The sequence below is a fragment of the Chelativorans alearensis genome, from assembly GCF_010993735.1.
In the GTDB taxonomy this organism is placed as follows: domain Bacteria; phylum Pseudomonadota; class Alphaproteobacteria; order Rhizobiales; family Rhizobiaceae; genus Chelativorans; species Chelativorans alearense.
The window spans coordinates 1-21,829 of sequence record NZ_WQNI01000012.1 but is presented as its reverse complement, the minus strand read 5'-3'; the positions used below and the strand labels follow the sequence as shown (position 1 = coordinate 21,829).

General features: G+C 61.3%; 18 protein-coding genes. 5 read left to right on the top strand and 13 right to left on the bottom strand.

The genetic code is table 11. From position 1 onward, the window contains the following. The first annotated feature begins 53 nt into the window (after positions 1 to 53). A complete protein-coding gene (locus GPJ75_RS18160) occupies positions 54 to 1,154 on the top strand; it encodes an AI-2E family transporter (RefSeq protein ID WP_163269905.1) in 1,101 nt (366 codons plus the stop codon). Between the two features lie 210 nt (positions 1,155 to 1,364). Beyond that, positions 1,365 to 2,396 (top strand): sodium:calcium antiporter, encoded by a 1,032-nt coding sequence (locus tag GPJ75_RS18155; protein ID WP_163269903.1) that lies wholly within the window; start codon positions 1,365 to 1,367, stop codon positions 2,394 to 2,396. Positions 2,397 to 2,570: 174 nt separating this feature from the next. Here the strand turns inward: GPJ75_RS18155 and GPJ75_RS18150 are convergent, their stop codons facing one another. The 3 genes from GPJ75_RS18150 to GPJ75_RS18140 form a co-directional block, all read right to left on the bottom strand. Next, positions 2,571 to 3,188: a UdgX family uracil-DNA binding protein gene (locus GPJ75_RS18150; RefSeq protein ID WP_163269901.1), complete on the bottom strand. Its 618-nt coding sequence runs from the start codon at positions 3,186 to 3,188 to the stop codon at positions 2,571 to 2,573. A gap of 161 nt (positions 3,189 to 3,349) precedes the next feature. Further along, on the bottom strand, positions 3,350 to 3,916 hold the full coding sequence (locus GPJ75_RS18145) for a sigma-70 family RNA polymerase sigma factor (protein ID WP_163269899.1): 567 nt from the start codon (positions 3,914 to 3,916) through the stop codon (positions 3,350 to 3,352). Positions 3,917 to 4,367: 451 nt separating this feature from the next. Then, entirely contained in the window at positions 4,368 to 5,750 is a 1,383-nt protein-coding gene (locus tag GPJ75_RS18140; RefSeq protein WP_163269897.1) for an NAD-dependent succinate-semialdehyde dehydrogenase, read from the bottom strand. Between the two features lie 394 nt (positions 5,751 to 6,144). Here GPJ75_RS18140 and GPJ75_RS18135 point away from each other — a divergent pair, with 394 nt between their 5' ends. Further along, on the top strand, positions 6,145 to 6,705 hold the full coding sequence (locus GPJ75_RS18135) for an NADPH-dependent FMN reductase (RefSeq protein WP_163269895.1): 561 nt from the start codon (positions 6,145 to 6,147) through the stop codon (positions 6,703 to 6,705). A gap of 157 nt (positions 6,706 to 6,862) precedes the next feature. Here the strand turns inward: GPJ75_RS18135 and GPJ75_RS18130 are convergent, their stop codons facing one another. The 6 genes from GPJ75_RS18130 to GPJ75_RS18105 form a co-directional block, all read right to left on the bottom strand. After that, complete coding sequence (locus GPJ75_RS18130; RefSeq protein ID WP_163269893.1) at positions 6,863 to 7,984, bottom strand: c-type cytochrome; 1,122 nt, start codon at positions 7,982 to 7,984, stop codon at positions 6,863 to 6,865. Further along, the gene (locus tag GPJ75_RS18125; protein WP_163269891.1) at positions 7,981 to 8,625 is read right to left on the bottom strand and encodes a cytochrome c oxidase assembly protein; all 645 of its coding nucleotides are present in this window, start codon (positions 8,623 to 8,625) and stop codon (positions 7,981 to 7,983) included. Before GPJ75_RS18125 ends, GPJ75_RS18130 begins: the two co-directional genes overlap by 4 nt. Continuing rightward, positions 8,622 to 9,002 (bottom strand): hypothetical protein, encoded by a 381-nt coding sequence (locus GPJ75_RS18120; protein WP_163269889.1) that lies wholly within the window; start codon positions 9,000 to 9,002, stop codon positions 8,622 to 8,624. Before GPJ75_RS18120 ends, GPJ75_RS18125 begins: the two co-directional genes overlap by 4 nt. Before the next feature lie 7 nt (positions 9,003 to 9,009). Further along, positions 9,010 to 11,526 (bottom strand): cytochrome c oxidase subunit I, encoded by a 2,517-nt coding sequence (gene ctaD, locus GPJ75_RS18115; protein ID WP_163269887.1) that lies wholly within the window; start codon positions 11,524 to 11,526, stop codon positions 9,010 to 9,012. Further along, complete coding sequence (gene coxB / locus GPJ75_RS18110) at positions 11,523 to 12,458, bottom strand: cytochrome c oxidase subunit II (RefSeq protein WP_246249116.1); 936 nt, start codon at positions 12,456 to 12,458, stop codon at positions 11,523 to 11,525. The genes ctaD and coxB overlap by 4 nt, the downstream gene beginning before the upstream one ends. 148 nt (positions 12,459 to 12,606) lie before the next feature. Further along, entirely contained in the window at positions 12,607 to 15,237 is a 2,631-nt protein-coding gene (locus tag GPJ75_RS18105; protein ID WP_163269883.1) for a PQQ-binding-like beta-propeller repeat protein, read from the bottom strand. Positions 15,238 to 15,725: 488 nt separating this feature from the next. Between GPJ75_RS18105 and GPJ75_RS18100 the strand changes: the two genes are divergently transcribed. Further along, positions 15,726 to 16,232 carry a YciE/YciF ferroxidase family protein gene (locus tag GPJ75_RS18100; protein ID WP_163269881.1) on the top strand — a complete coding sequence of 169 codons (507 nt, stop codon included), beginning with the start codon at positions 15,726 to 15,728 and terminating at the stop codon, positions 16,230 to 16,232. A 368-nt stretch (positions 16,233 to 16,600) separates the two neighbouring features. On the opposite strand, the gene GPJ75_RS18095 is transcribed toward GPJ75_RS18100, so the two are convergent. From GPJ75_RS18095 to GPJ75_RS18085, 3 genes are all read right to left on the bottom strand, one after another. After that, complete coding sequence (locus tag GPJ75_RS18095) at positions 16,601 to 17,578, bottom strand: DNA topoisomerase IB (protein WP_343036284.1); 978 nt, start codon at positions 17,576 to 17,578, stop codon at positions 16,601 to 16,603. 778 nt (positions 17,579 to 18,356) lie between these two features. Continuing rightward, positions 18,357 to 19,832 carry an FAD-dependent oxidoreductase gene (locus GPJ75_RS18090; protein ID WP_163270163.1) on the bottom strand — a complete coding sequence of 492 codons (1,476 nt, stop codon included), beginning with the start codon at positions 19,830 to 19,832 and terminating at the stop codon, positions 18,357 to 18,359. Positions 19,833 to 19,836: 4 nt separating this feature from the next. Beyond that, the gene (locus tag GPJ75_RS18085; protein ID WP_163269879.1) at positions 19,837 to 20,280 is read right to left on the bottom strand and encodes a YbhB/YbcL family Raf kinase inhibitor-like protein; all 444 of its coding nucleotides are present in this window, start codon (positions 20,278 to 20,280) and stop codon (positions 19,837 to 19,839) included. A 339-nt stretch (positions 20,281 to 20,619) separates the two neighbouring features. Here GPJ75_RS18085 and GPJ75_RS18080 point away from each other — a divergent pair, with 339 nt between their 5' ends. After that, positions 20,620 to 21,252, top strand: a complete 633-nt coding sequence (locus GPJ75_RS18080) for a hypothetical protein (protein ID WP_163269877.1) — start codon at positions 20,620 to 20,622, stop codon at positions 21,250 to 21,252. A gap of 13 nt (positions 21,253 to 21,265) precedes the next feature. Here GPJ75_RS18080 and GPJ75_RS18075 read toward each other — a convergent pair whose 3' ends face one another. Then, on the bottom strand, positions 21,266 to 21,721 hold the full coding sequence (locus tag GPJ75_RS18075) for a ferritin-like domain-containing protein (protein ID WP_246249114.1): 456 nt from the start codon (positions 21,719 to 21,721) through the stop codon (positions 21,266 to 21,268). Positions 21,722 to 21,829: the final 108 nt, after the last annotated feature.

Below are 21,829 nucleotides of genomic sequence, written 5' to 3'. Positions count from 1 at the left end.
GTTGAGAGCGACAGCTATTGCTTTGCCATAGTGCTTAAGCTGGAAGGCGCAAGGTGTCCCACAACCATCAAACCGGACAAAAGGAGCAGCGTGAGCGCTGGTATCATCTTGCCTGTTGGTTTTCCGTTCTCGTCGCCCTGATCCTTGTGGTTACCGCATTGCGGGCCACCTCTTGGCTGTCATCGACGATCGCCTTCTCATTTTTCACTGCGCTTGCCGTTTGGCCCGTGGATGCCTTTGTGAGAGATCGTATGCCTCGCTCGCTGCGCTGGCTCGGGCATGTGGCGGCACTGTTGCTCATGCTCCTCGTCTTCGGACTGTTCCTGGTCGGCCTTGCTGTTGCAGCACGCCAGATCACCGCGGGCTTGCCGAAATACGAGCCTGTTTTTCAGGTCTGGCAGGATAGGCTCTATGCTTGGGTAGAATCCGCCGGGTTGACCGGTGGCCAGAACGACGCGGTGTCAGGCGGATTGATCAATTCAGTCGTCGGCTATGCGTCAACGGTCATTCAATCGATCTGGAGTGCTGCCGGGATCATATCACTGATCTTCTTTCTCGTGCTCCTGCTGTTGCTTGAAGCCCCTTCTCTCGAAGCAAAGTTGCGGGCTACAACAGCGCGAAACGAGGATAAGCTATACCATTCTGCGCTGTCCACGATTGCTGTGCGCATTCGATGGTACCTGGCAGTGAGAACGGCGTTAGGCCTAGCCACTGCTCTTTTGTACGCCTTATGGAGTTGGGGGTGGCAACTCGATTTTATCCTCGTCTGGGCGGTTCTTGCGTTTTTGCTCAACTATATTCCTACGGTAGGGTCAATCGTGGCAGGAATATTGCCGGCCGCGTTTGCTTTCCTTCAACTTTCCCCTTTATCGGCGGCTCTGTATGGCGTCGGGTTGCTGATCATTGAACAAATTATGGGAAATTATATCGATCCGAAATTGCAAGGAGAGCAGCTTGCACTATCGCCTCTCGCAATTCTCATCGCGTTGATGTTCTGGTCGTGGGTCTGGGGCATCTTGGGTGCCTTGGTAGCTGTGCCGACAATGCTCGCCATAGTCGTCGTCTGTGCGCGCATACCAGCGCTACAGCCAGTCGCTCTATTTCTTTCCGATAGCAAGAATATTGAGCAACTGAAGACCGTGACGCGAGTGTGAAAGAAAGGACAGCCACCACGCACGTTCTTGTTCGTCGATCGGCAAAAACCGTGGCTTATCCCGTGTATTGAAAGCTTGTCAGGTCGAGGGAGGCCATGTTGGATGATCTCGAACGGTAGCTATGGGACACTTTGTGATCCTTCTAAGGCGTCATGGCTGCGCCGAACCTAGGTTCCCGGACCAAATTGGCCCCCCGTTTGTTTAGCCCTCATGGCTGCTGTCGAAACTCTGCCGTTGCCGATCATTGCTGCCGTCTTCTTCGGCGCAACCGTGGTGATCGTGCTCGCCGGTACTCGGCTCGCCTGGGTATCGGACCGGCTGGCAGATCGCACCGGCCTGGGGGAAATTGTCGCCGGAGCACTGTTCGTCGGCGCCAGCACATCGCTGCCTGGCGCCATCGCGTCGGTGACCGCCGCCGCCCAGGATCACCCAAGCCTGGCCATCGGCAACGCCCTGGGCGGCCTCACCGCACAGACGACTTTTCTTGCCGTGGCCGATCTCACCTATCGCCAGGCAAATCTGGAGCATGCTGCCGCGAGCGTCACCGGCCTCGTTCAAGGTGTGCTGCTTGTAACGTTGCTGACGATTCCGCTGATCGCTGCCTCCGAACCGCAGGTCATCATATGGGGCATCCATCCCGCCTCATTCCTGACCCTTGTCGTCTACGCGTTCGGCATCAGATTACTCGGCCGTATCCGCGACGAGCCCATGTGGCGGCCAGTCCGGACGGCACAAACGCGGGAGGAGATCTCAGCCGTCGAGGAGGATCGAGAAGCGGAGACAATGGCTTCCCTGTGGGGGCGCTTCGCTTTCCATGCCGTCGTGACGGCAGTGGCCGGCTACGCCGTTGCGGAGGCCGGGATTGCCATCATTGCGCGGACCGGTCTTTCGGCAACGGTGGTCGGCACGGTCTTCACGGCAATCGCGACTTCGCTTCCCGAACTCGTCACGGCCATTGCTGCCGTGCGGATCGGCGCTGTCAGTCTCGCAGTTGGCGACGTCATCGGTGGTAATGCCTTCGAGGTCCTGTTCTTAAGCCTGTCCGATGTTGTCTACAATGGCTCGATCTACGCTGCTTTTACCCCCGACGACTTTACCACCGCCTTGATCGCGATTCTGATGACAGGTGTGATCGTGCTTGGGTTGCTTCGGCGCGAGCGCAGCGGCGTAGCCGGAATCGGCTTTGAAAGCGCCATTGTGTTAATTCTTTACGCTAGCTCCGTGGTTCTGGTGACGATATGAGCCTCGCCGCCAGCAAGACGCCGTTAATACTAGCTACCTCCCCGTACAGGGTTGGATGTAAAGAACCTCGGAGTGCGCGAAAACCAGGAGCGGACCCACTTCGGCTCCTACCTCGATCGCCCGCGCGAAGCGGGCAAGGCGAAGGCCGTGGGGGAGGTGCAGCGCCGGCCGGCACTACCCTTTTCTCATCATCGTCTTCACCTTGCGCATGTCCTCGGCAAAGCGCTCGCGCGCGGTATGCCGAGCCTCCCGGTCGGGAATGCGCAAGAGCGATGACGGGTGCACGGTGATGAAAACGGGCACGCCCTCCGCGCTCTCCACCACGCTGCCGCGCAATGTATTCACCGCAAGCGCCTTGCCGGTGAGCGCGCGCACCGCTGTGGCACCCAGCGCCACCGCCAAATCCGGCTGGATCATCGTCAGTTCTTGGCCGAGCCACCAGCGGCAGGCGCGGATTTCACCGGCATTGGGCTTGGAGTGGATGCGACGCTTACCGCGCGACTGGAATTTGAAATGCTTTACAGCATTGGTCACGTAAGTCTTCTTGCGATCAATGCCCGTTTCCTCGAGGATGGTGTCGAAAAGCCGGCCGGCCGGGCCGACGAAGGGTCGCCCCTCTATATCCTCCCTGTCACCTGGCTGCTCACCGACGAAAACGACACTGGCCTTTGCGCCGCCCTCGCCGAAGACGGTCTGGGTGGCGTTCTTGTAGAGGTCGCAGCGTGTGCAATCCGCCGCCTCCTCACGCGCCGTTTTAAGCGGTCCGAGCTTCCCTTCCTTTGCCGCGTCCATGGCAACCTAGCTCATTTTCCGCTTCTTCTCCTGCATGAGAAAATTACTCCATTTTTCCTGAAGTTATTAATTTGAATAGGTACGATAGTGAAGTGTAGGGTGAATAAGATATAAATTAATATTGGCGAATGCCTTATAATAATTTACTTATCCAGCGGATGTTACTTCACTAAGTTGACAGGATTCTCATCTGCCAACTCAATTGTTGAGTGAGGTGATTCTTCTCTTAACTCATCGACAAGACGCAGGCGGGCGCGATTCAGGCGACTCTTGATCGTTCCTATCGCGCAACCGCAAATTTCTGCCGCCTCCTCATAGCTAGCGCCGAGAACACCGACAAGCACAAGCACCTGCCGCTGCTGGCTCGGTAGTCGCTGGACAGCCTCGCGCAGCTCGCTGCCGCGGATAGACCATTCTTGTGTTGGATCTACTGTTGGTCGCGTGGACGCGCAGTCCTCTGCGCCGGGCAGTTCACGCCGCGTGATCTTTGTGCGGGTGCAGAAGGTGTTGCGCATGATCGTGAAGAGCCAGGACTTCATGCTCGTGCCGGGCTGAAACTGGTGAATGTTTGCCAGTCCTTTGGTCAGCGTTTCCTGGACAAGGTCGTCAGCATCATGTCGGTCACGACAGAATGTACGTGCAAAAGCTCTTAGCGCTGGAATTAAGGCAACGATCTCGCCATCCGGGTGATATGGGGTACCGTTCTTCGAGTTGGGTGACGGCGGCATGCCGCGTCTCCTTCGATTGAGGTCGCTCCGATTCCCTCCTTCCCCGATTTTCCTGTCGGTTAATGCATTGTCGGCCATAGTGTTCCAACGAGGTAACAACACGTGACACTGCCGCGGCTCGGTATATCGCGGTGACCGGAACGCATAAGGACAGCGGGACGGGGGCCACGCTTTACCCGCCGCCGTGGCAAACCCTGTCGTCTCGCTCTTCTGTTATCCGCGTGTGATCGGGCCGATCAATTCTGCAGCTCCCGGGGGCCTACGACCGCTAGGCTGGGAACTTTGACGATGACGGCGACTGTGCTGGCACATCAGCCCTTCTCGTCTTCGGCATGGCTGCTGAGTTCGCTCTGGGTGTCTTTGCGAACTTGCAAATGCTGCCTTGATGGACCAGCAGTCGCAACGGCGTGCATACGCGCGGGGGCGGCAAGCTCTGTCGTTTGCGCGGTGACTATCCGCCGCCGCTTTCCGCCACCACCACCGTCTTGATATTGACGAACTCCTTGATCCCGTAGTGCGAAAGTTCGCGGCCGTAGCCGCTCTCCTTTACACCGCCAAACGGAAGCTTCGGGTGGGATTGAACGGTGGCATTCACGAATACTGAACCGGCCTCCATCCCAGCGGTCGCAAGACGTTCGCCACGCTCGAGGTCGCGTGTGAAAACCCCGCCGCCGAGGCCGAAGACCGAATCGTTTGCTTTTGTGACTGCGTCAACATCGTCGACGGCGGATATGATGGCAGCGACGGGCCCGAAGATTTCCTCTTCATAGGCCGGCATTCCGCGTTTCACGTCGGTCAGCACGGTTGCGGGATAATAGGCGCCGGGTCCCTCAGGAATAGTGCCGCCAAGAAGGCAGCGCGCCCCCATACGAACGCTTTCCTCGACCTGGCGGTGCAGGTCGTCGCGCAGATCGTGGCGCGCCATGGGGCCGATCGCCGTGTCCTCCGATAATGGATCACCCATCCTGGCTTCTTGCATCTCCGCAACAAGCGCTTCCTCGAATTGGAAGCGTACACTATCGATGACGATGAAGCGCTTGGCTGCGATGCAACTCTGGCCGGAGTTCACCAGGCGACCTTCAGCCGCCACCTTCGCGGCAAAGGAAATGTCGGCGTCTTCGAGGATGAGATAGGCATCGCTACCGCCCAGTTCGAGCACGGTTTTCTTCAGCGCTTCGCCGGCTTGGCTCGCCACCGCCCGGCCGGCCGGCACGCTGCCAGTGAGCGTAATGGCCCGGACAAGCGGGTTCTCAATGACAGAGGAGACGGCATCCGAACCGATCAAAAGCGTGCGGAAGAGATTCTCCGGAAAGCCCGCCTTGCGGAAGATCTCTTCCACCGCTAGCGCCGAGGAAGGCACATTCGCTGCATGCTTTAAAACCACAGCGTTGCCCGCCATCATGGCGGGCGCGGCAAAACGGAAGACCTGCCAGAATGGAAAGTTCCAGGGCATGATCGCCAGAACGCAACCGAGGGGATGGAAGCTCACATAGCTTTTGCGGCGCCCGATATCGACCATCTCCGGCGCGAGGAAGTCCGCCGCGTTGTCGGCGAAGTACTCGCAACTCCAGGCGCATTTCTCGGCCTCCGCGACAGCCTGCTTGATAGGCTTGCCCATCTCCTCCGTCATCAGGTGCCCATAGTCCCGCGCGCCATCCCGCAGGATGCGTGCGGCTTCCCACATCAGCGTGGCGCGATCGGCGAAGTCGCGCTCGCGCCACTCCTGCCAGGCTGCATGCACCTGCTCGATGATGGCCCGCGTATCGGCGGGGGACATCTCCTCGAAGCGTGCGCGGGTCTCGCCAGTCGCAGGATTGATCGAAGCAATGGTCATCGGCTTGTCCTCGGTGCCTGAGTGGTGTCGACATCTATTGACGCCCCGCACCATATCGGCCCTCAGCAACCGATGGATGGGTTCCCCGGCGGCAGGCATCGACCGCCCAATCCCGGGGTGCGCAGGTATGTTCCAATACTTTGATGAGCGAGGGGAGAAAGGTCGTTGACCGCCCCAATCCATGGCCTCAGGACTTCGACTTCAGGTTTGGCTCGCCCGTTCGTTTGCGTGGAGGCCATTTCCTCCAGTTCCGACGGAAAAATATTCTTGGTATGCGCTCGATTCCCAACCGGATCGTCGAGCGCGCTGGTCATCGCTTCTGGTTCTGGACAACGGGGTGGAACACCAACGCGACACAATGAGTTTGGCTGAAAAGCTCGCGATGGAGATATCAATGAAGGGTGCCACTCGAATTGCCGGCGTATCAGGAAGCCTGCGAAAGGGCTCCTACAATACAGCTGCGCTGAGAGCCGCTGCCAATCTGGCCCCTGAGGACATCGAAATCGATATCATCACACTTGAGGATATTCCGCTGTTCAACGAGGACGTCGAGGCCAAGGGGTTTCCCGATCCGGTCGTCCGTCTGCATGAGACAATCAGGCCGGTGGATGGCGTGCTGTTTTCAACACCAGAGTACAACTACAGTATCCCAGGCGTGCTCAAGAACGCGATCGATTGGCTGTCTCGCCCAGAGCGCAAATCGTCGATCTACAAGAAGCCCGCGGCGATCATGGGCGCCACTCCCAGCATGATAGGCACGGCCCGCGCGCAGGCGCATCTACGTCAGGTCGCTTACTATAATGCAATGCCGCTTCTGGCCAGTTCGGAGGTGTTGATATTCCGGGCCGGCGAAAAATTCGACGACGATGGCCGGTTGCAGGACGAAGAGACCAAGAAGTTCTTGGCGGACATGATTATCGATTTCCGCGATTGGATACGCAGGCTCAGAACTTGATTGAAGGAGCATGGCGACGACCGGAAGGTCGCGTGGCACATATTGAGCGCAGCGCTGCATACCTTGCGCGACAGTCCGTGCAGCCTCGACTTCCGCGTCAGCCGCGTTTTGCGGACAGACAACCTTAGCACATCCACGGGTTGCGGCGAGAAGGCGCCTACTCCGCTTTCCCACGCTGCACTTGTCGGCTGGCGAAATAGGCCGCGAGGCTTTCGATCTCCTTTCGCTCGAGCCGGGAGGCGAATTCCGTCATCAGATGAGCGTAGTCCGTCCCGCCGCGCTCGCCTTCTGCGAACAGGCGCAGCTGATTTTCGAGATAAGGGCGCTTCTGTCCGTCGAGCTGCGGATAGACGGGATTGCGGTCCGGCCGCCCATGGCAGCCGAGGCAGGCGGGGATGTCGCGCCGAGGCACACCGTATTGCGCTATCCGGCGTCCGCGCGCGATGCGTTCGGCATCTGCGGCACTCTGCTCGTCCTCGGTGGCAGGCAGTGAAGCGTAGTACTCTGCCAGGCGCTGCCACAGTTTCCTGTCAGCCTCCGTCGCTGCCAGTTCCATGATCCCGCTTGCCCGTTCGCCCGCTGCATAAGCGCGAAGGCTTTCCACGAAGTAGGCCCGATGTTGTCCGGCGATCACCGGCACGAATGCGCTCCTGCCGAGGCCGTCCATTCCGTGACAGCGAGCACAGCCCGCAAGGGCCGCATCGAAGGAGCCGTTGAAGCCGCTCGCCCGCGATCGCTTGGCTGGTCCGTAGGCGAGATTACGGTACTCCTCAGGATCAAGGTCCGGCAACCGGCGCAGGAAGGCCACCATTCCCCAGACCTCGTCGTCGCGCATCTGTGTGGGCCAGGCTGGCATCCCGGTGAAGCGGATGCCGCGCTTCACGATACGGAAAAGCTGGGCATCGTCCCATGCGTGTACGGCGCGCTCAAGCCTCGGCGGCCTGGGCAGCATGGCCTTCACCATGGCAGGGCGCGGCTCGCCCGGCGCGCCGTGGCAGGTGGCGCAGCCTCTGGCGAAGTGCCCGGCGGCAGGCAGAATGGCGCCTCTGTCGAACGCTTCCGGTTCCTCAATCCCGATCGCGTAGGTCCTGACAGCGGAACGCATCGCCAACTGCAGGAACAGTTCGGTAATCCTCCAGTGGCCGCTTGCAGCGCCGATGTTGAAGAAGCCGAGCCAAGCAACGAACACTGCCGCAAAGGGGAGGACCGCGAGCCCAATTGCAATATACTTCCAGTTGATACGGACGGCGATGCGGTGCCGATTGACGTTTAGCTTCATCGTGCGGCGCCCTCCACCGGTTCCGGACGCCTCAGTACCCGAGCGAGCAGAGCCAGGCCGCCCGCCGTATAGACAACCGCCCCGATGAACAGCATGACGGCTCCACCGAGCTGCTGGTCCTGCGCCCCTGACAATGGGACTCCGAAGCAGGTCACGGTGTCGAAACCGTAGAGCGGCCGCGGCGCAAGCGCGAGGAGGGCACCGAGCAGGGTCATATGCACCGATGTCAGGAGCAAGCCGAACGCGCCGGCGGCGCGGCGCCTGTCGCTATCGGCCGCATTTCGGCTGCCAAGGCAGGCGAGCCAGAGAACCAGGCCCGCGACGAGAAAACTCGCCTGCTCTGCGACAGCGGCGAGTGGCGATGCCGCGACCAGCATCCGCATCGCCGGAACATGCCACAGCCACACCACGACAAGGTCGAGAAGGGAGGCGACGACCGGCGAGAGGAGAACCGGTAGATGATCGGATGCGTCGAGACGGGTTCCCGAAAGACCGATGCCCAGCAGTGGTGCTGCCACAGCCACGACACCCATATGGGTGAGCATATGGCGTGTGAAGGAGGCCTCGAGCAGGCCCGTGAAAGGCACGCCCCAGACAACGGCAAGGACGGCGACCCCAGCGATCAAAGCGATGCGCTTCATGGGTTGCACTCCGCGATCACCAGTGCCGGCATGGCGGTATAGATGACCGCCACAAAACTCAGCCCTGAAAGCAGCAAGGTCGCAAGTCCCTGGAAACTGCGCCTGTCATGTCCGGTCGGGCGGTCGTGCGGCGGGTCTTGCGCGCCGAATCCCCATTGCCGCCATGCCAGCCAGGCCGACACGAGGATCATCGTAAGGGCCAGCAGTGTCGCAACGCCTATCCCGACGCGCACCCACTCGAAACCGAAACCCCACGAGGAGCGCTTGGCACAATAGACGGCCGCCCCGACGTAGCAGAGCAGAAAATGCGCTGCCCAGACAGCCGGCGCGGTGAAGAGCGTCCAAAGGCTTTCGATCTCTTTCGGAACAAGCCGCATCACCGCCTCACAAGGCCAGAGGAAAGAGGCCGACGACGACAAATGTCAGGACCGCCGAGACGAGCATGAAGTGCCAGTAGAGCACGACATTCCGCAGGTCTATGTCGTGGTCGCGCGTAAGCCGTCCCGCCAGGCTGCGTGCCAGGCAATACCCCTGCATTACGGCCCCGACCGCGCCGTGAACCGCGACCCAGATGACCAGCGTCCACACGATTGCGGGATATGCATGGCTGGAAGGTGTCATCGCGTGCGTCCACGGACCGGCGAGACCGGCAAGGCTGCCCAACACAGCCATAAGCAGCGAAAGGATCAGCAGAAGCCGCTGACCCGACGCGGAGCCGCGCGTGTTGGCAGCCAGTGCGCCGAGCATCGCGCCCCACGTCGCCGCAAACAGCGCAATGCCGACAATGGGCCAGAAGGCACCCGGACCGGCTGCCGCCGCGATGAAGCCCCGATGCACCGTCCAATAGAAAAAGTAACCGAAGATGAGGCTGGCGAGCGCAGTGCCGTCGCCGACCATTGTGATGAACATCGCCCACCAGCCGACGGAACGTGGCCCCGAGACATAGAGCGGCAGCGTCAGGCCGAGGCCGACATTCTTCTCACGCTTCTCGGGGATTTCCGCGGTTCCGGTCCAAAGCCAGTAAAGAATGCAGACTGCACAGATCGCGCCGCTGACAAGGGCGGCGATCCACCAGTGATAGGTGAGGAAGATGAAGACACCGCCGAGGGAGAAGGCTGCTAGGATCGTGACATAGGCCGGACCTGGTAAGCGCAGGCATTGGACCGGATCGCCGTCGAGGACGCTGGTCACGAGCGTTTCACGCCGACCTTCCGCGGCATCCGCCAGGTAGAAGCGGCCGGCGTCGACGTCGCGCATCAGATTCTTCTGGTCCCAGAGCGGATAGCGGCTTTCGATGATCGGTACCGAACGCACACCCCAGTCCTCGCCCGGCATCTCGATCAGCCATTCGAGCGTTCCGGCGTTCCAGGGATTGCGCCCGGCATATGGCTCGTTGCGTTTCGGGCGAGCGATCGCCCAGATGACAACGAGCACGCCGCTCGCGAAGACGAAGGCGCCGATGGTCGAGACAAGATTGAGGACGTTAAAGCCGATCTCGTCGGGATAGGTGAAGACCCGTCGCGGCATGCCGCGCAGGCCGGCGATATGCATGGGAAAGAAGGCCACGTTGAAGCCGACGAACATCAGCCAGAAGCCGGTCTTTCCGAGCCGTGCCGACAGCATGCGGCCCCTCATTACGGGATAGAAATAGTAGAGCCCGGCGAAGGTCGGAAACAGCATGCCGCCGATCAGTGTGTAGTGCAGATGTGCGACGACGAAATAGGTGTCGTGAGCCTGCCAGTCGAACGGCGCCAACGCGACCATGACGCCGGTCAGGCCGCCGATGACGAAGATCGCGAGGGCGCCGGCCGCAAACAGCATCGGTACTGAAAAGACGACGCGTCCGGCAAGCAGGGTGGCCAGGAAGACGAAGATTTGGACGCCGGTGGGGATCGCGACTGCTTCGGAGGCGGCGGAGAAGAAGCCGAGCGAGATCGAGGGCAGACCGGTCGTGAACATGTGGTGTACCCACAAGCCGAAGCTCAAGAACCCGGTGCCGACGGCGGCGAGCACGATCCAGGAGTAGCCAACGATGGGATGTTGCGCGAAGGTCGGCACGATCATCGCCAGAAGCGCGATGGCCGGCAAAAAGATAATGTAGACCTCCGGATGGCCGAAGATCCAGAACAGGTGCTGCCACAGCAGCGGATCGCCGCCGCGCTCAGGATCGAAGAACGGCCAGTCGAACATCCGTTCCAGCTCGAACAGGATGTCACCGGCGATCAGCGGCGGAAACGCGAACAGGATCATGCCGGCCACCACCAGAACGTACCAGCCGTAAAGCGGTGTCAGGTTGATGCGCATACCGGGAGGGCGACACTTCAGGAAACCCACAATGAGTTCCACGGCTGCAGCAATCGAGGCGACCTCGATGAAGGAGAGCCCAAGCAGCCAGATGTCGGCGCCGATACCGGAATATTCCGGATCGGTGGCGAGGGGCGGATACATGAACCAGCCCGTATCGGGTGCGGCGCCGAAGAAGATCGAGCCGCAGACGAACACGCCACCGAGCGCGAAACTCCAGTAGCCGAAGGCCGAAAGACGCGGGAAGGGCAAGTCGCGCGCGCCCAACATCTGTGGCAGGACAGTGATTGCCACCGCCTCAAAGATCGGCACGGCAAAGAGGAACATCATCACCGTGCCGTGCAGCGTGAAGGTTTGGTTGAAGAAGTCGGCCGATAGGAAGCTGTTGTTCGGCACCGCGAGCTGAACGCGCATCAAGAGTGCCAGCACGCCTGCGAACAGCATGAAGGTGAAGGCCGTGACGATGTACCAGAGGCCGACCCGTGTGTTGTTCACGGCCGTGAAGTATCGCCAGCCGCGCGGCGCCATCCAGGCTGCGCGCAGGCGCTCTTCCTGCGCCTTGCGCGTGTTGTCTTCGTGCATATCGGCTGCGCTCATTCGAGCCTCGCCAGATAAGCTGCGATCGCATCAATCTCATCCTGCGGGAGCATGCCGAAGGCGGGCATTCTGACGCCGGGCTTCACCTCGTCCGGCTCGGCGATGAAGCGTGCGATCGCGTCTTCGGTATTGGGAAGGCTTCCTGCCGCCAGGGTCTTTCGCGAAGCCAAATGCGTCAGGTCGGGCCCGACCGCTCCGTCTGCTTCCGTCCCTCGGATTGCATGGCACGCGCCGCAGCCATTGGCGAGGAATGGCTTAAGGCCCGGTTTCCCGTTTACCGCTTCCTTTCCCTCGTTCGCGAGCCAGCGGTCGAACCTGCCTGGTTTCATCGCCACGGCTGTGAAGGCCATCAGCGCATGCGAGGGTCCGCAGAATTCCGTACAAGGACTGCGGAAGATCCCGGCTTTCGTCGCCTTGAGCGAAAAGGTGTTGGTACGGCCCGGGATCATATCCATCTTGCCGCCGAGCGGCGGAATCCAGAAGGAATGGATGACATCAGTGCTCTTGAGGCTGAAGGTGACGCGCTCGCCCACCGGCAGGCGCACCTCGTTTGCCGAAACCACCGGCTGGCCGTCGGGCGGATGGTAGATGACGCGCCACCAGAACTGCTCGCCGATCACCTCGATGTGAAGCCGGTCGTCGTCCGCGCTTGCCGCCAATGGCCGCAGGTCGGGGATCAGAGCGAGCGCGTAGCCCAGAAGAACGGCGAGCAGGATGCTCGGTACAACCGCCCCGGCCCACAGAACCAGTCGAGCTGCCGAGGCCTGGCTGTAGGGCTTTCTGTGGCGCCGACCCGCGTAGATCAGTGCACCGACGACGGCAAGCCAGATCAGGGCCCCACCGATCGCCGTTATCCAGAACAGCAGCGCGATGGACTCGGCTTCAGCGCCATGCGGGTTCAGCACCGACTGCGCATCAGAGCAGCCAGCCACAAGGCAGCCTACAGGCAAAAGATAGGCAGCAACACTCTGCGCCTTCATAACGTCACGACCCGTCCGCACCTTTGCGAGCTGCCGCGCAGTACTGGAGCGCGCTTTTCTCTCAAGCGCGCGCCCGGCGGTTCTCCACCTATGGCTTCCTCTACCGCGGCAGCGCATAGGCGATTATGGAGTCGCCCGGCTTCGTTCCCGTGGAGCCGTGGCCGCCGGCTACGACAACCAGATATTGGCGCCCGTCCGCCCCTTCATAGGTGGAGGGTGTAGCTTGGCCACCCGCTGGCAGTCGAGAACGCCAGATTTCCTCACCGGTGCGCAGGTCGTAGCCTCGTACATAGTAGTCCAAGGCGCCGCTGAGAAAGGCGACGCCACCGGCTGTGACGATCGGCCCGCCAATACCCGGGACGCCCATCTCGAAGGGCATCGGAAATGGTGCAAGGTCGCGCACCGTACCGTTGACGTGCTTGTAAACCGTCTTTCCGTTTCCAAGATCAACCCCCGCAACGTAGCCCCAGGGCGGTTGTTGGCAAGGCAGGTCGAGGGGCGAATAAAACGGGCCCATCTTGGCTGCGTAGGGGGCGCCGAAATTTTCGTTGATGATCGGTTCGCCCTCTTCCGTCACTACGCGCGAAGTATCATCCGGCCGCGGCACGAGTTCCACGGTGAATGCGAGATAGACGGGCATGCCGAACATGATGTCGCGTTCGGGGTCGACCGCCACGCCTCCCCAGTTGAAAGTGCCGAAATTGCCGGGGTAGACGATCGTCTCCCGGGTTGAAGGGGGGGTGAACATGCCCTGGTATCGCAGCTGATGGAAGCGGATACGGCAATAGAGCTGGTCGATGGGCGTCGCGCCCCACATCATTGCTTCCGTCAGAGGCTCTGGCCGGAAAGACAGGCTGGAAGCCGGCTGCGTAGGCGCTACGCTGTCTCCTTCGACCGCATCCCCACCAGCGGAACGTTCTTCAACAGGAAGCACGGGCTCGCCGGTCTCTCTGTTGAGCACGAAGATATCGCCTTGTTTGGTCGGCGCTACCAGCGCCGGCACCTCTTCACCGTCGACAGCGAGTTCAACTAAGCTCGGCTGGGCCGGCACGTCGTAGTCCCACAGGTCATGGTGCACCGTCTGGAAGACCCAGGCGACCTCGCCTGTTGCGGTGTGAAGCGCCAGGATTGAGGAGGAGAAGCGCTCGGAGTTCTCACCCCGGTTGGCGCCGAACTGGTCCGGCGATTCGTTGCCCATGGGGATGAAGACCAGCTCTCGTTCGGGGTCGTAGCTTGCGACGCTCCAGAAATTAGGCGCGTTCTGGCTGTAGGTCTCTCCAGCGGGAATCGGTTCCGTCGCCTCGGGCCTCTTGCTGTCGAAGTTCCAAACGAGCGCGCCCGTATAGGCATCATAGGCCCGAATGACGCCAGATGGCGAGGTGGCCGAGGCGTTGTCGTTGATCGCGCCGCCGATGATCACGAGGTCGTCTTCCGTGATGATCGGTGGTGAAGTCGAGTAGAACGAGCCCGGCGTTACGTTCGGCATGTTGGCCCACAGATTGACGGTCCCATCGCGACCGCCGAAGCCTGGGCAGATTTCGCCCGTCTCGGCGCTGATCGCGATCAGTCGTCCATCCGAAGTCGGCACGAACAACCTGTTCATACATTGCTCGGTAAGGGTTACGGAGCCGGGCGGCTCTTCCCGCTCGACGGCCGGCGTTGGCGCATCCGGTCGCGCTTGCCCGGTGACGATGTTCTGCGGCACGGGCGCAGCCTGTGTCGTCACTTCGCCGGCTCCGGCATTTGCTTGCCCCGGTTCGGGCGCGGCATCCGTTGTAGCAGCCGTACCGTCGGCTTCGCGCGCCGCCTGTGCGGGCGCCTGACTCACGGATGGCGAGCCCTCTTCATTGGGTGGAGCGGCTGCCTGCGGCGAGCTCGCCCCAGGCGGTGTGGCGGGGAGGTCGTCGGGCGAGGCGGCGTGAAATGAAACGCCGCGGCAGGTCATGTGTTGCGTGGTCTGGGTCGGAGGTTGCCTGAGCTGCGGATCGAAGCGCCATTTCTCCTTGCCGGTGACCGGGTCCAGAGCAATCACCGTACTGAACGGCGTGCAGACAAAGAGCGACTCGCCGATCTTCAGCGGCGTCACCTCATAGGTGGTCTCGTCAGGGTCGTCTTCTCCGCGTATCTGGCCGGTTTGATACTGCCAGGCCACCTCGAGGTCCGAGACGTTCTCGGGCGTGATCTGCGCCAGCGGCGAGTAGCGCCTGCCATGAGAGGTGCGACCGTAGGCTGGCCATTCACCGGGGGGAATGTCGGCGTCAAGCTGACTTTCGGACGCCATCTTCTCTTCGGAGAACATCTCCGTGACCTCGTGTGGCGACTGGAATATCGAGTAAATCCCCACCGACGCCGCGATGAGAATCGATAAGCCGAGCACCACGCTGTTTGCATCATAGCGGGCCAGCGGGGCGCCCGGCGGATGCATCGCCCGCACCAGCGGCGGCAACAGCAGAAGGATGCCGATCACCATAACCAGGCTGCCGCGGGCGGTGAGCGCCCACCAGTCAAAGCCGACTTCCCACAACGCCCATCCCAATGCGATCAGAACCGAGATGCCGTAAACCGTAAGGCCGACGGCGCGTCGCACCAGGATAAGAGCGCCGGAAACGACGAGCAGCACGCCCCAAAGGAGGTAAAACCACGATCCGCCCAGTGCGGCGAGCCAAACGCCACCTGCAGCCAAGACCGCACCCAATAGCAGAACAATCCAGGAAATGATGATGCGATACACGATAGTAGCCCGTTACGTTTTGGGAGGCGTGGGTTCAGCGGTCGTCGGGGCAAAACGCGACATCAGAGGAACGGGAACCGTCGTCGCTTGCTCGCCCCTGTCGAGCGACCGCAACTTTCAGGTCGGCGAAATGTTCCTCCGGCTTCGGCCTCATTTGTGCAGATCAGGCAGGCGACGGATTACGGGACCTGGAGGCAGTGCCGGAGAAAGTGAAGGCGTAGCTCAAGACGGCGGCGTCAAATGCCGTGCTTCTGGCGCGCCTTTTAAAGGTTGAGAGCTATCCGCGTGTTCTCTCCTGAGTGCACCCGTCGGTATGCCTCCGGCTACACTCGCCCGCAGTTCATCGACAGGCCAAATAATCGAGGACGTCGCAGGAAAAACGGCCGGGGCGTCTCAGCTTGGAACAGACGGCAGCGCTCCGAGTTGGTTGGGGTGTCCACATGGACCACCGAACCGATTCTTCCACCGCAAAAATAGAGGAACCCACCATGGGACTTTTCAGCAAGGACATCAAGTCGATGGACGATCTCTTCGCTCACTCGCTGCGCGACATCTATTATGCTGAGAAGCAAATCACCAAGGCGCTGCCGAAGATGCGTGAGAAGGCCGACGATGCGCAGTTGAAGCAGGCCTTCGAAAAGCACCTGGAGGAGACGGAGAACCACATCCGGAACCTGGAGGAGGTGTTCCGCCTGATGGACCTTCAGCCTGGGGGCGTGGATTGCCCCGCCATCGACGGTATCATCAAAGAGGCCAACGATGTTGCCGGTGAAGTCGAAGACAAGCAGGTGCTGGACGCCGCGCTGATTGCTGCAGCCCAAGCTGTGGAACACTACGAAATCACACGATACGGGACGTTGATTACCTGGGCCAACGAGCTCGATTGCGACGACTGGGCTGAGGTCCTGAAACGCAACCTCGCTGATGAAAAGGCCGCCGACGAAAAGCTCACACAACTTGCCGAAAATAGGGTCAACGTGGCAGCAATCGGATAATCGGGGTTATTTGATCGCGTTGCTCGCGAGCTGGCGACCTTCACCTCAGGGGCCGTTCGCGACAATGCGCGCTTTCGGGATCATCACCAACGTCGCCGAATAGCGAGATGATGGTTTCCGTAAGGGTTATGAGCGTTGTCAAGCGATCGGCGTTCTCGGCCTCGGTGGACAACTCTGGCAGCGCCATCTCATGGGCGCCCAAGCAAGCTCACCCACCGGCTCGAATCCGGCTTCTTCAAACTGTAGGTGATATCGTTGAAAACCCCATTTGAAGTCATGATGGAGCAATTCAGTTTTCCTTACCGATTTGGGAGACTGATGCCGATGATAGCCCTACGCCAGGAAGCCGCGTGCGCGGCGGAGGGAGGTTAGTTCCCCTCGGCAGCCCGCAGCCAGTGCAGGACGAGCGACTCGTCGCGTGACAGACCTTTGAGCGGCTTGGGATGGCGGCGCCGAAGGGCCCTGAAGTCACCGGCGAGCCGCCATTGCCGCCAGCGTTCGAGAATGGCCGGATGAATGTAGCCTTGCCGGCAGATGGCGCGCGTGTTGCGAAGTTTCCGTGCGACGTGATCGATGATGGAATTGAGAACCCGTGTCGCCTTGCGCTTGCTGTCAGGTGGAGCCTCCTGCGCCAGGAGGAAAGCGGCGGCGGTCGTGCCGCCCCAGGTGCGGAAGTGCTTTGACGTGAACTGCGATCCAATCGTCTCGCGGATGTACTCATTCACATCGTGTGAATGGATCGGTTGTCGCGTCCGGTCGGCGTCGAGGTACTGGAACAGGTGCTGGCCGGGCAGTTCCTGGATCGTGCGCACAATGCTGGCGATGCGGCGGTCGACCAGCTTCACCTTCCACTCGCGTCCGGATTTCCCGATAAAGCTGAATCGCAGTTGCGGACCATCGATCCTAAGATGGCGCGTCTCCAGCGTCGTCAGCCCGAAGCTCTTGTTTCGGCGCGCATAGATGTCGTTGCCGATGCGCATCATAGTATGATCGAGCAGCCAGACCACGGCTGCGACGACGCGTTCGCGGGGGAGGCCATGCCTGGCAAGGTCGGCACGAACCCGCGCGCGTAGCCTCGGCAGCGCTTCCGCGAAGGCGACAAGGCTGGAGAACTTGGCTTCGTCACGGCAGGCGAGCCAGGCGGGATGGTAACGGTATTGCTTGCGCCCTGCCTGATCTCGGCCCGTCGCTTGAATGTGGCCCGACGGGTCCGGCGATATCCATACGTCTGTCCAGGCCGGGGGAATGGCGAGTGACCGGATTCGCGCCAGTGTGGCCCTATCGGCTATACGCTGGCCAGTGGGCGAGACGTAGGCTAAGCCGCGACCTGCCTTGCGCCGGCGGATTCCAGGCTCGGTGTCGATGACATAGGAAAGGTTGGCGCCCCCAGCGGCAACCGAGCCGCCCGGTGCGCCTGCTTCGGGTCTGTGTTTTTCGGCGAGCGTCAGCGTGGCTGTCTCCGGCGGTGGTTGAGGGGTGCCGTGTCACAATCCTCATGGCGGCTTCGTTGTTCCCCGCGTCGAGGTGAGGTGAGAAAGGGAGCAACTCTTGAGAAATACGGGTGCGCCATCTTCTCCTTGGAGAACATCCTCTGACCTCGTGTGGCGATCGGAATACCCAGTGTGATCAGAACCGAGATGCCGTAAACCGTAAGGCCGACGGCGCATCGCACCTCCAAGCGCAGGGCGGCGGGCTGAGCATGATTCCGACGATGATGGCGAGCGAGACCGGCGCGAGCAGGAAGCGCCTTGCCTGAAGCGCCACGACAAAGCCGAGGAAGCCGAGAAACAGAAGTGGTCGCTGACAGGCGTGAGGGTTTGCGCAAGTTTTTTGACCGATCGGGCGCCCTAGCGCGCGCCCAGGATCATCTCAATCGTCCAGCCGATGAGGATGGCGCTGTAGGCCTCGCGGCAGATGCGTCAATCGCTCGTGCTCAGGCTGCCCATGACTATTGCGCAGGGCGTAGACCGTGCGTTGCCTACCGTTTCCCGTTGCAGTTCCGTGTCTTCCAATCGCCACTTGTTCTCCTGGCTTTAGCGTCGACCGGCCCGTACCTGTCCTTCGAGGCTCCAGTCGCGGACAAGCCAGTTCCTTTCGCTGGGAGCGACAGACGATGCCCGTACGTTACTGCTTCGGCGATAGCGGAAGCCGCGCCGGACCGTGGATGACTGCGCCATCGGGAGCGAAGATCGAGCCATGGCATGGGCAGTCCCACGTCCGATCGGCATTGTTCCAGGTGACGGTGCACCCCTTGTGGGTGCAGTGAGCGGAGAAGGTGTGCAACTCGCCGGCCTCATCCCGCCAGGCGGCAACATGCCCCTCGTCTGTAACAAGCACGCCGCCGTGGCCGGGGACGATGTCGCCCACGCGCTCCACCACCGACTGGCTTTCGCCGCTCGTGTGAAAGTCCTGCGGGTACGGCCGCGTGGGATCGTAGAGCGCTTTCCAGGGTGTGGGCCGCCCCATGATCGCGTCGGCGATCATCATGCCGACAGCCGTCCCATTGCTGATGCCCCAGGCGTTGAAGCCGGTGGCGATATAGAAGCCGGGCGCCTTTTCCGGGGCCGGCTCGCCCGCATACGGCACCCGGTCGGCGGTGTCGTAATCCTCGTTGCACCAGCGCCAGACCGTCTCGCCGACCGGCAGGTGCCCACGCGTCCAGTCTTCGAGCTCCGCGAAGCGGCTTGCCACGTCGCCCTCCTGCCCGGTGTTGAAGCGCGGGCCGAGGGCAAGAAGCAGCGGGCCATCCGCGTCCCGCCCGGTCCGCAAGGAACGCGACTGCTCCTCTTCCACGGTGATGAACATGCCGTCGATCACCGCCGGATCTTTGACGCGGAAGGCCATGACTGTGTGGCTGCCCGGCTGCGTGCGGTTCGCCATGCCGACCGGGCTCTTCACGGTCATGTTGGTGGCCACTACCACGTTTTCGGCGTGCACCGTCCCGCCATCGGTGACGACGCGCCACCGGCTCGCCTCGCCGATGAACCGCACGCGGCTTTCCTCGAAGATGCGGCCGCCGCGATCCCCTACCGTGCGGGCGAGCTTGGTCAAATACATGGCCGGGTTGAACTGCGCCTGGTCGCGGAAAAGGAGCGCGCCTGCATTGTCGAAGGGAAGCGGCGCTCGATCGATCGCCTCCGCATGCAGGCCCAGGCTGCGAACGGCCTCGGCCTCCGCCTCGATGGCGGAGCGGAGGCTGGGATCCTGCGTATAGGTGTAGGCGGGCTTGGGCTCCAGGTCGCAGGCGATGCCATAATCCGCAATCCAGTCCTTGATGCAGTCTACTCCGGCCTTATTCGCCTCAGCATAGGCACGCGCCCGCTCGGTGCCGAGCTTTTCGAGCAGCTCGCGGTAGATCAGCCGGTGCTGCGTGGTGATCTTGGCCGTCGACCGCCCGGTCACCTGCCGTCCAACCCGAAGCCCTTCCAAGACGATGACCGAGCGCCCCGCCTCTGCGAGCCGCAAGGCGACAGTGAGGCCGAAGATGCCGGCACCGACCACGACCGTCTCGGCGTGGACGGATCCCTCGAGCGCCGGGTAGCCGGTGGGCTCGGCGGTGGCGACCCAGCAGCTTCCGGGTTTTCCGGAAAGTGCCCGCATCGGACTATTCGCTCTCATAGGTGTCGCCGAGCTCCGCCGCGGCGATGATATGGGGCTTCGCCTGCTCCAGCATCTCCCCGACCTTGGCCTTGCCGTCACAATGCAGCGTCACCACGTCGAGCGCGGCGAGACGGAAGTGGTAGTCGTGAGCGCCGTAGCCCTTCGGCGGCTGCGGGCCGCCATGGTTCGGATTCCCCAAATCGTTGACACAATGGCCGAGGCTTTCGGTCTTGGCGCCTGCCGTCGTTCGCTCCGGCAGGTACACGCTCCGATAGTGGAAGGTGGCCATAGGGGCGCCTGGACCCTCCACCACCAGCATGAAGTTCTTGGTCTGCGGGGATGCATCCCTCCAGACCGGTGGTGGCAAGACGTTTTTTCCATCGCGCACGTACTTGTCCGGAATTCTCTCTATGTTGCCAAAGGCCAGGTTCGAAAAAGCAAACGCCATCCATTCGTCTCCTCATCTTTGTCTGAGCCCAAACTCGGCAAGCGCCCGGAGTGTTCCGACGCTGGAAGGGAGTTCGGCGGAGGCATCGCAAAGGCCTCCGGAAGGCTCAAGGCAACGCCCTCTGAGACCCGAAACAGGCAGGGCAAATATGGGACATATGAGATGAGACAAAACAGCCATCGCTGAAAACACCTCCACCAAGGGTTGCCACGCACTTCGGTGCAGGGTGTCCCGAGGCGAACCGCCAGTGTCAGCCATTTTCCAGATTTGCAGCGGTCCATCGAACAAAGGGCCATCTTAGCCGTTTTAGCGGACAATTGCAGGTCAGGACCGTCCGCTATGTGGGAAGTCATCAACGAGAATCATGGTGGCATAAGCGCAGCCGCGGCTGTCGTGACGGTGGTGATATGGGCGCTCTACTTCCAACTTCTGCTGAATAGCTATCGCCACCGGATCCGCCCGAAGATCAATATCAACCGGGGCGGTGGGCGGTCGAGCAGTTCCAGATGCGTTATAAGCAACATGAGCGCGGAGGCGGTCTATGTGGAGGCAATTATCCTGACCCTCCGGGATGGTGACAAGCAGCTCGTCTTTCACCTGAGCGACCTCGACGTCACATTGTCGGCGGATGGTGACCTGCGCCCGCAGCTGTTCCAGGGCCCACTTGCAAGCGGCGAATTCATCGACATTGGATCCTTCAATAGTCTGATCGAGCGCGCTGAAAACACTTTCGAAACGGGGCAGACGCTGGCTGGCAGCGCCGAAAGCCTCGAGGTAATGGTGGTCTGCACCTACACTGCCGACGACGGCTTGATAGCAGCAGAGCGCCGTTTTGATCTGCCTTGCAAGGATGGAGAACGCCTTCTGAACCCGACGATGTTGTCCACGCGCCAGATCCGCTCGCGGAGGGAACGGCGAGATATCGAGAAGTTCATGCTCGACTGGTACGAAAGTGGAGCGAGCGCCCGCTGACCCATCGCAACTCCTATCGCTTGGATGCGCTTGATCCAGAAGATTCCCGCTGAAGATAGGCGATGACTACAGAGTCGATGTGATCGGCCAGCCACTCAGCCATCTCCTCTTCCTCACGGCAAATCTCGTCGCAAGTCTGCGCCGTATCCTGATCACCGAGCTGTCTCGCAGCAGCTGCCAAAATCTTGTAGGAGGCGATCTCCATGTGTTCGAAGGCGTAGCTTGCAAGCGCCCCTTTCACCACCTCATCGCCTGCGAACACACCGCCCAGGCCCTGCATGAACGCCGTCGCCTTTCCGGCCACATCCTTCGTGCCCGAGCTGGCTGTGCCTCGAGCCTTCAGGCAAGCCTCAAGCCGCACCTTCTGCGAGCGGGTCTCGCCGACATGCTGTTCGATCCGCGCCTTCAGTTGCGGGTAGTTCTCGATCGTGCCCCCAGGCGTGGTGTAGGTGACGGCATTGGTCGCCATGCTCTCCGGCATGGGCCGGACTGATCAGCGTGCCACTGCCGGCAGGCTGATGAGTGGATCATCGCTCATCTGGCTGATGGTTTCCAGTGTCATGTAGCGGGCGCGTTG

Excerpts from the sequence above, each read along its gene's own strand:
- ctaD (WP_163269887.1), bottom strand. The coding sequence starts at position 11,526 with ATGAGCGCAGCCGATATGCACGAAGACAACACGCGCAAGGCGCAGGAA.
- GPJ75_RS18145 (WP_163269899.1), bottom strand. The coding sequence starts at position 3,916 with ATGCCGCCGTCACCCAACTCGAAGAACGGTACCCCATATCACCCGGAT.
- GPJ75_RS18100 (WP_163269881.1), top strand. The coding sequence starts at position 15,726 with ATGGGACTTTTCAGCAAGGACATCAAGTCGATGGACGATCTCTTCGCT.
- GPJ75_RS18125 (WP_163269891.1), bottom strand. The coding sequence starts at position 8,625 with ATGAAGCGCATCGCTTTGATCGCTGGGGTCGCCGTCCTTGCCGTTGTC.
- GPJ75_RS18140 (WP_163269897.1), bottom strand. The coding sequence starts at position 5,750 with ATGACCATTGCTTCGATCAATCCTGCGACTGGCGAGACCCGCGCACGC.
- GPJ75_RS18090 (WP_163270163.1), bottom strand. The coding sequence starts at position 19,832 with ATGCGGGCACTTTCCGGAAAACCCGGAAGCTGCTGGGTCGCCACCGCC.
- GPJ75_RS18075 (WP_246249114.1), bottom strand. The coding sequence starts at position 21,721 with ATGGCGACCAATGCCGTCACCTACACCACGCCTGGGGGCACGATCGAG.
- GPJ75_RS18120 (WP_163269889.1), bottom strand. The coding sequence starts at position 9,002 with ATGCGGCTTGTTCCGAAAGAGATCGAAAGCCTTTGGACGCTCTTCACC.
- GPJ75_RS18080 (WP_163269877.1), top strand. The coding sequence starts at position 20,620 with ATGTGGGAAGTCATCAACGAGAATCATGGTGGCATAAGCGCAGCCGCG.
- GPJ75_RS18130 (WP_163269893.1), bottom strand. The coding sequence starts at position 7,984 with ATGAAGCTAAACGTCAATCGGCACCGCATCGCCGTCCGTATCAACTGG.
- GPJ75_RS18150 (WP_163269901.1), bottom strand. The coding sequence starts at position 3,188 with ATGGACGCGGCAAAGGAAGGGAAGCTCGGACCGCTTAAAACGGCGCGT.
- GPJ75_RS18155 (WP_163269903.1), top strand. The coding sequence starts at position 1,365 with ATGGCTGCTGTCGAAACTCTGCCGTTGCCGATCATTGCTGCCGTCTTC.
- GPJ75_RS18085 (WP_163269879.1), bottom strand. The coding sequence starts at position 20,280 with ATGGCGTTTGCTTTTTCGAACCTGGCCTTTGGCAACATAGAGAGAATT.
- GPJ75_RS18135 (WP_163269895.1), top strand. The coding sequence starts at position 6,145 with ATGAAGGGTGCCACTCGAATTGCCGGCGTATCAGGAAGCCTGCGAAAG.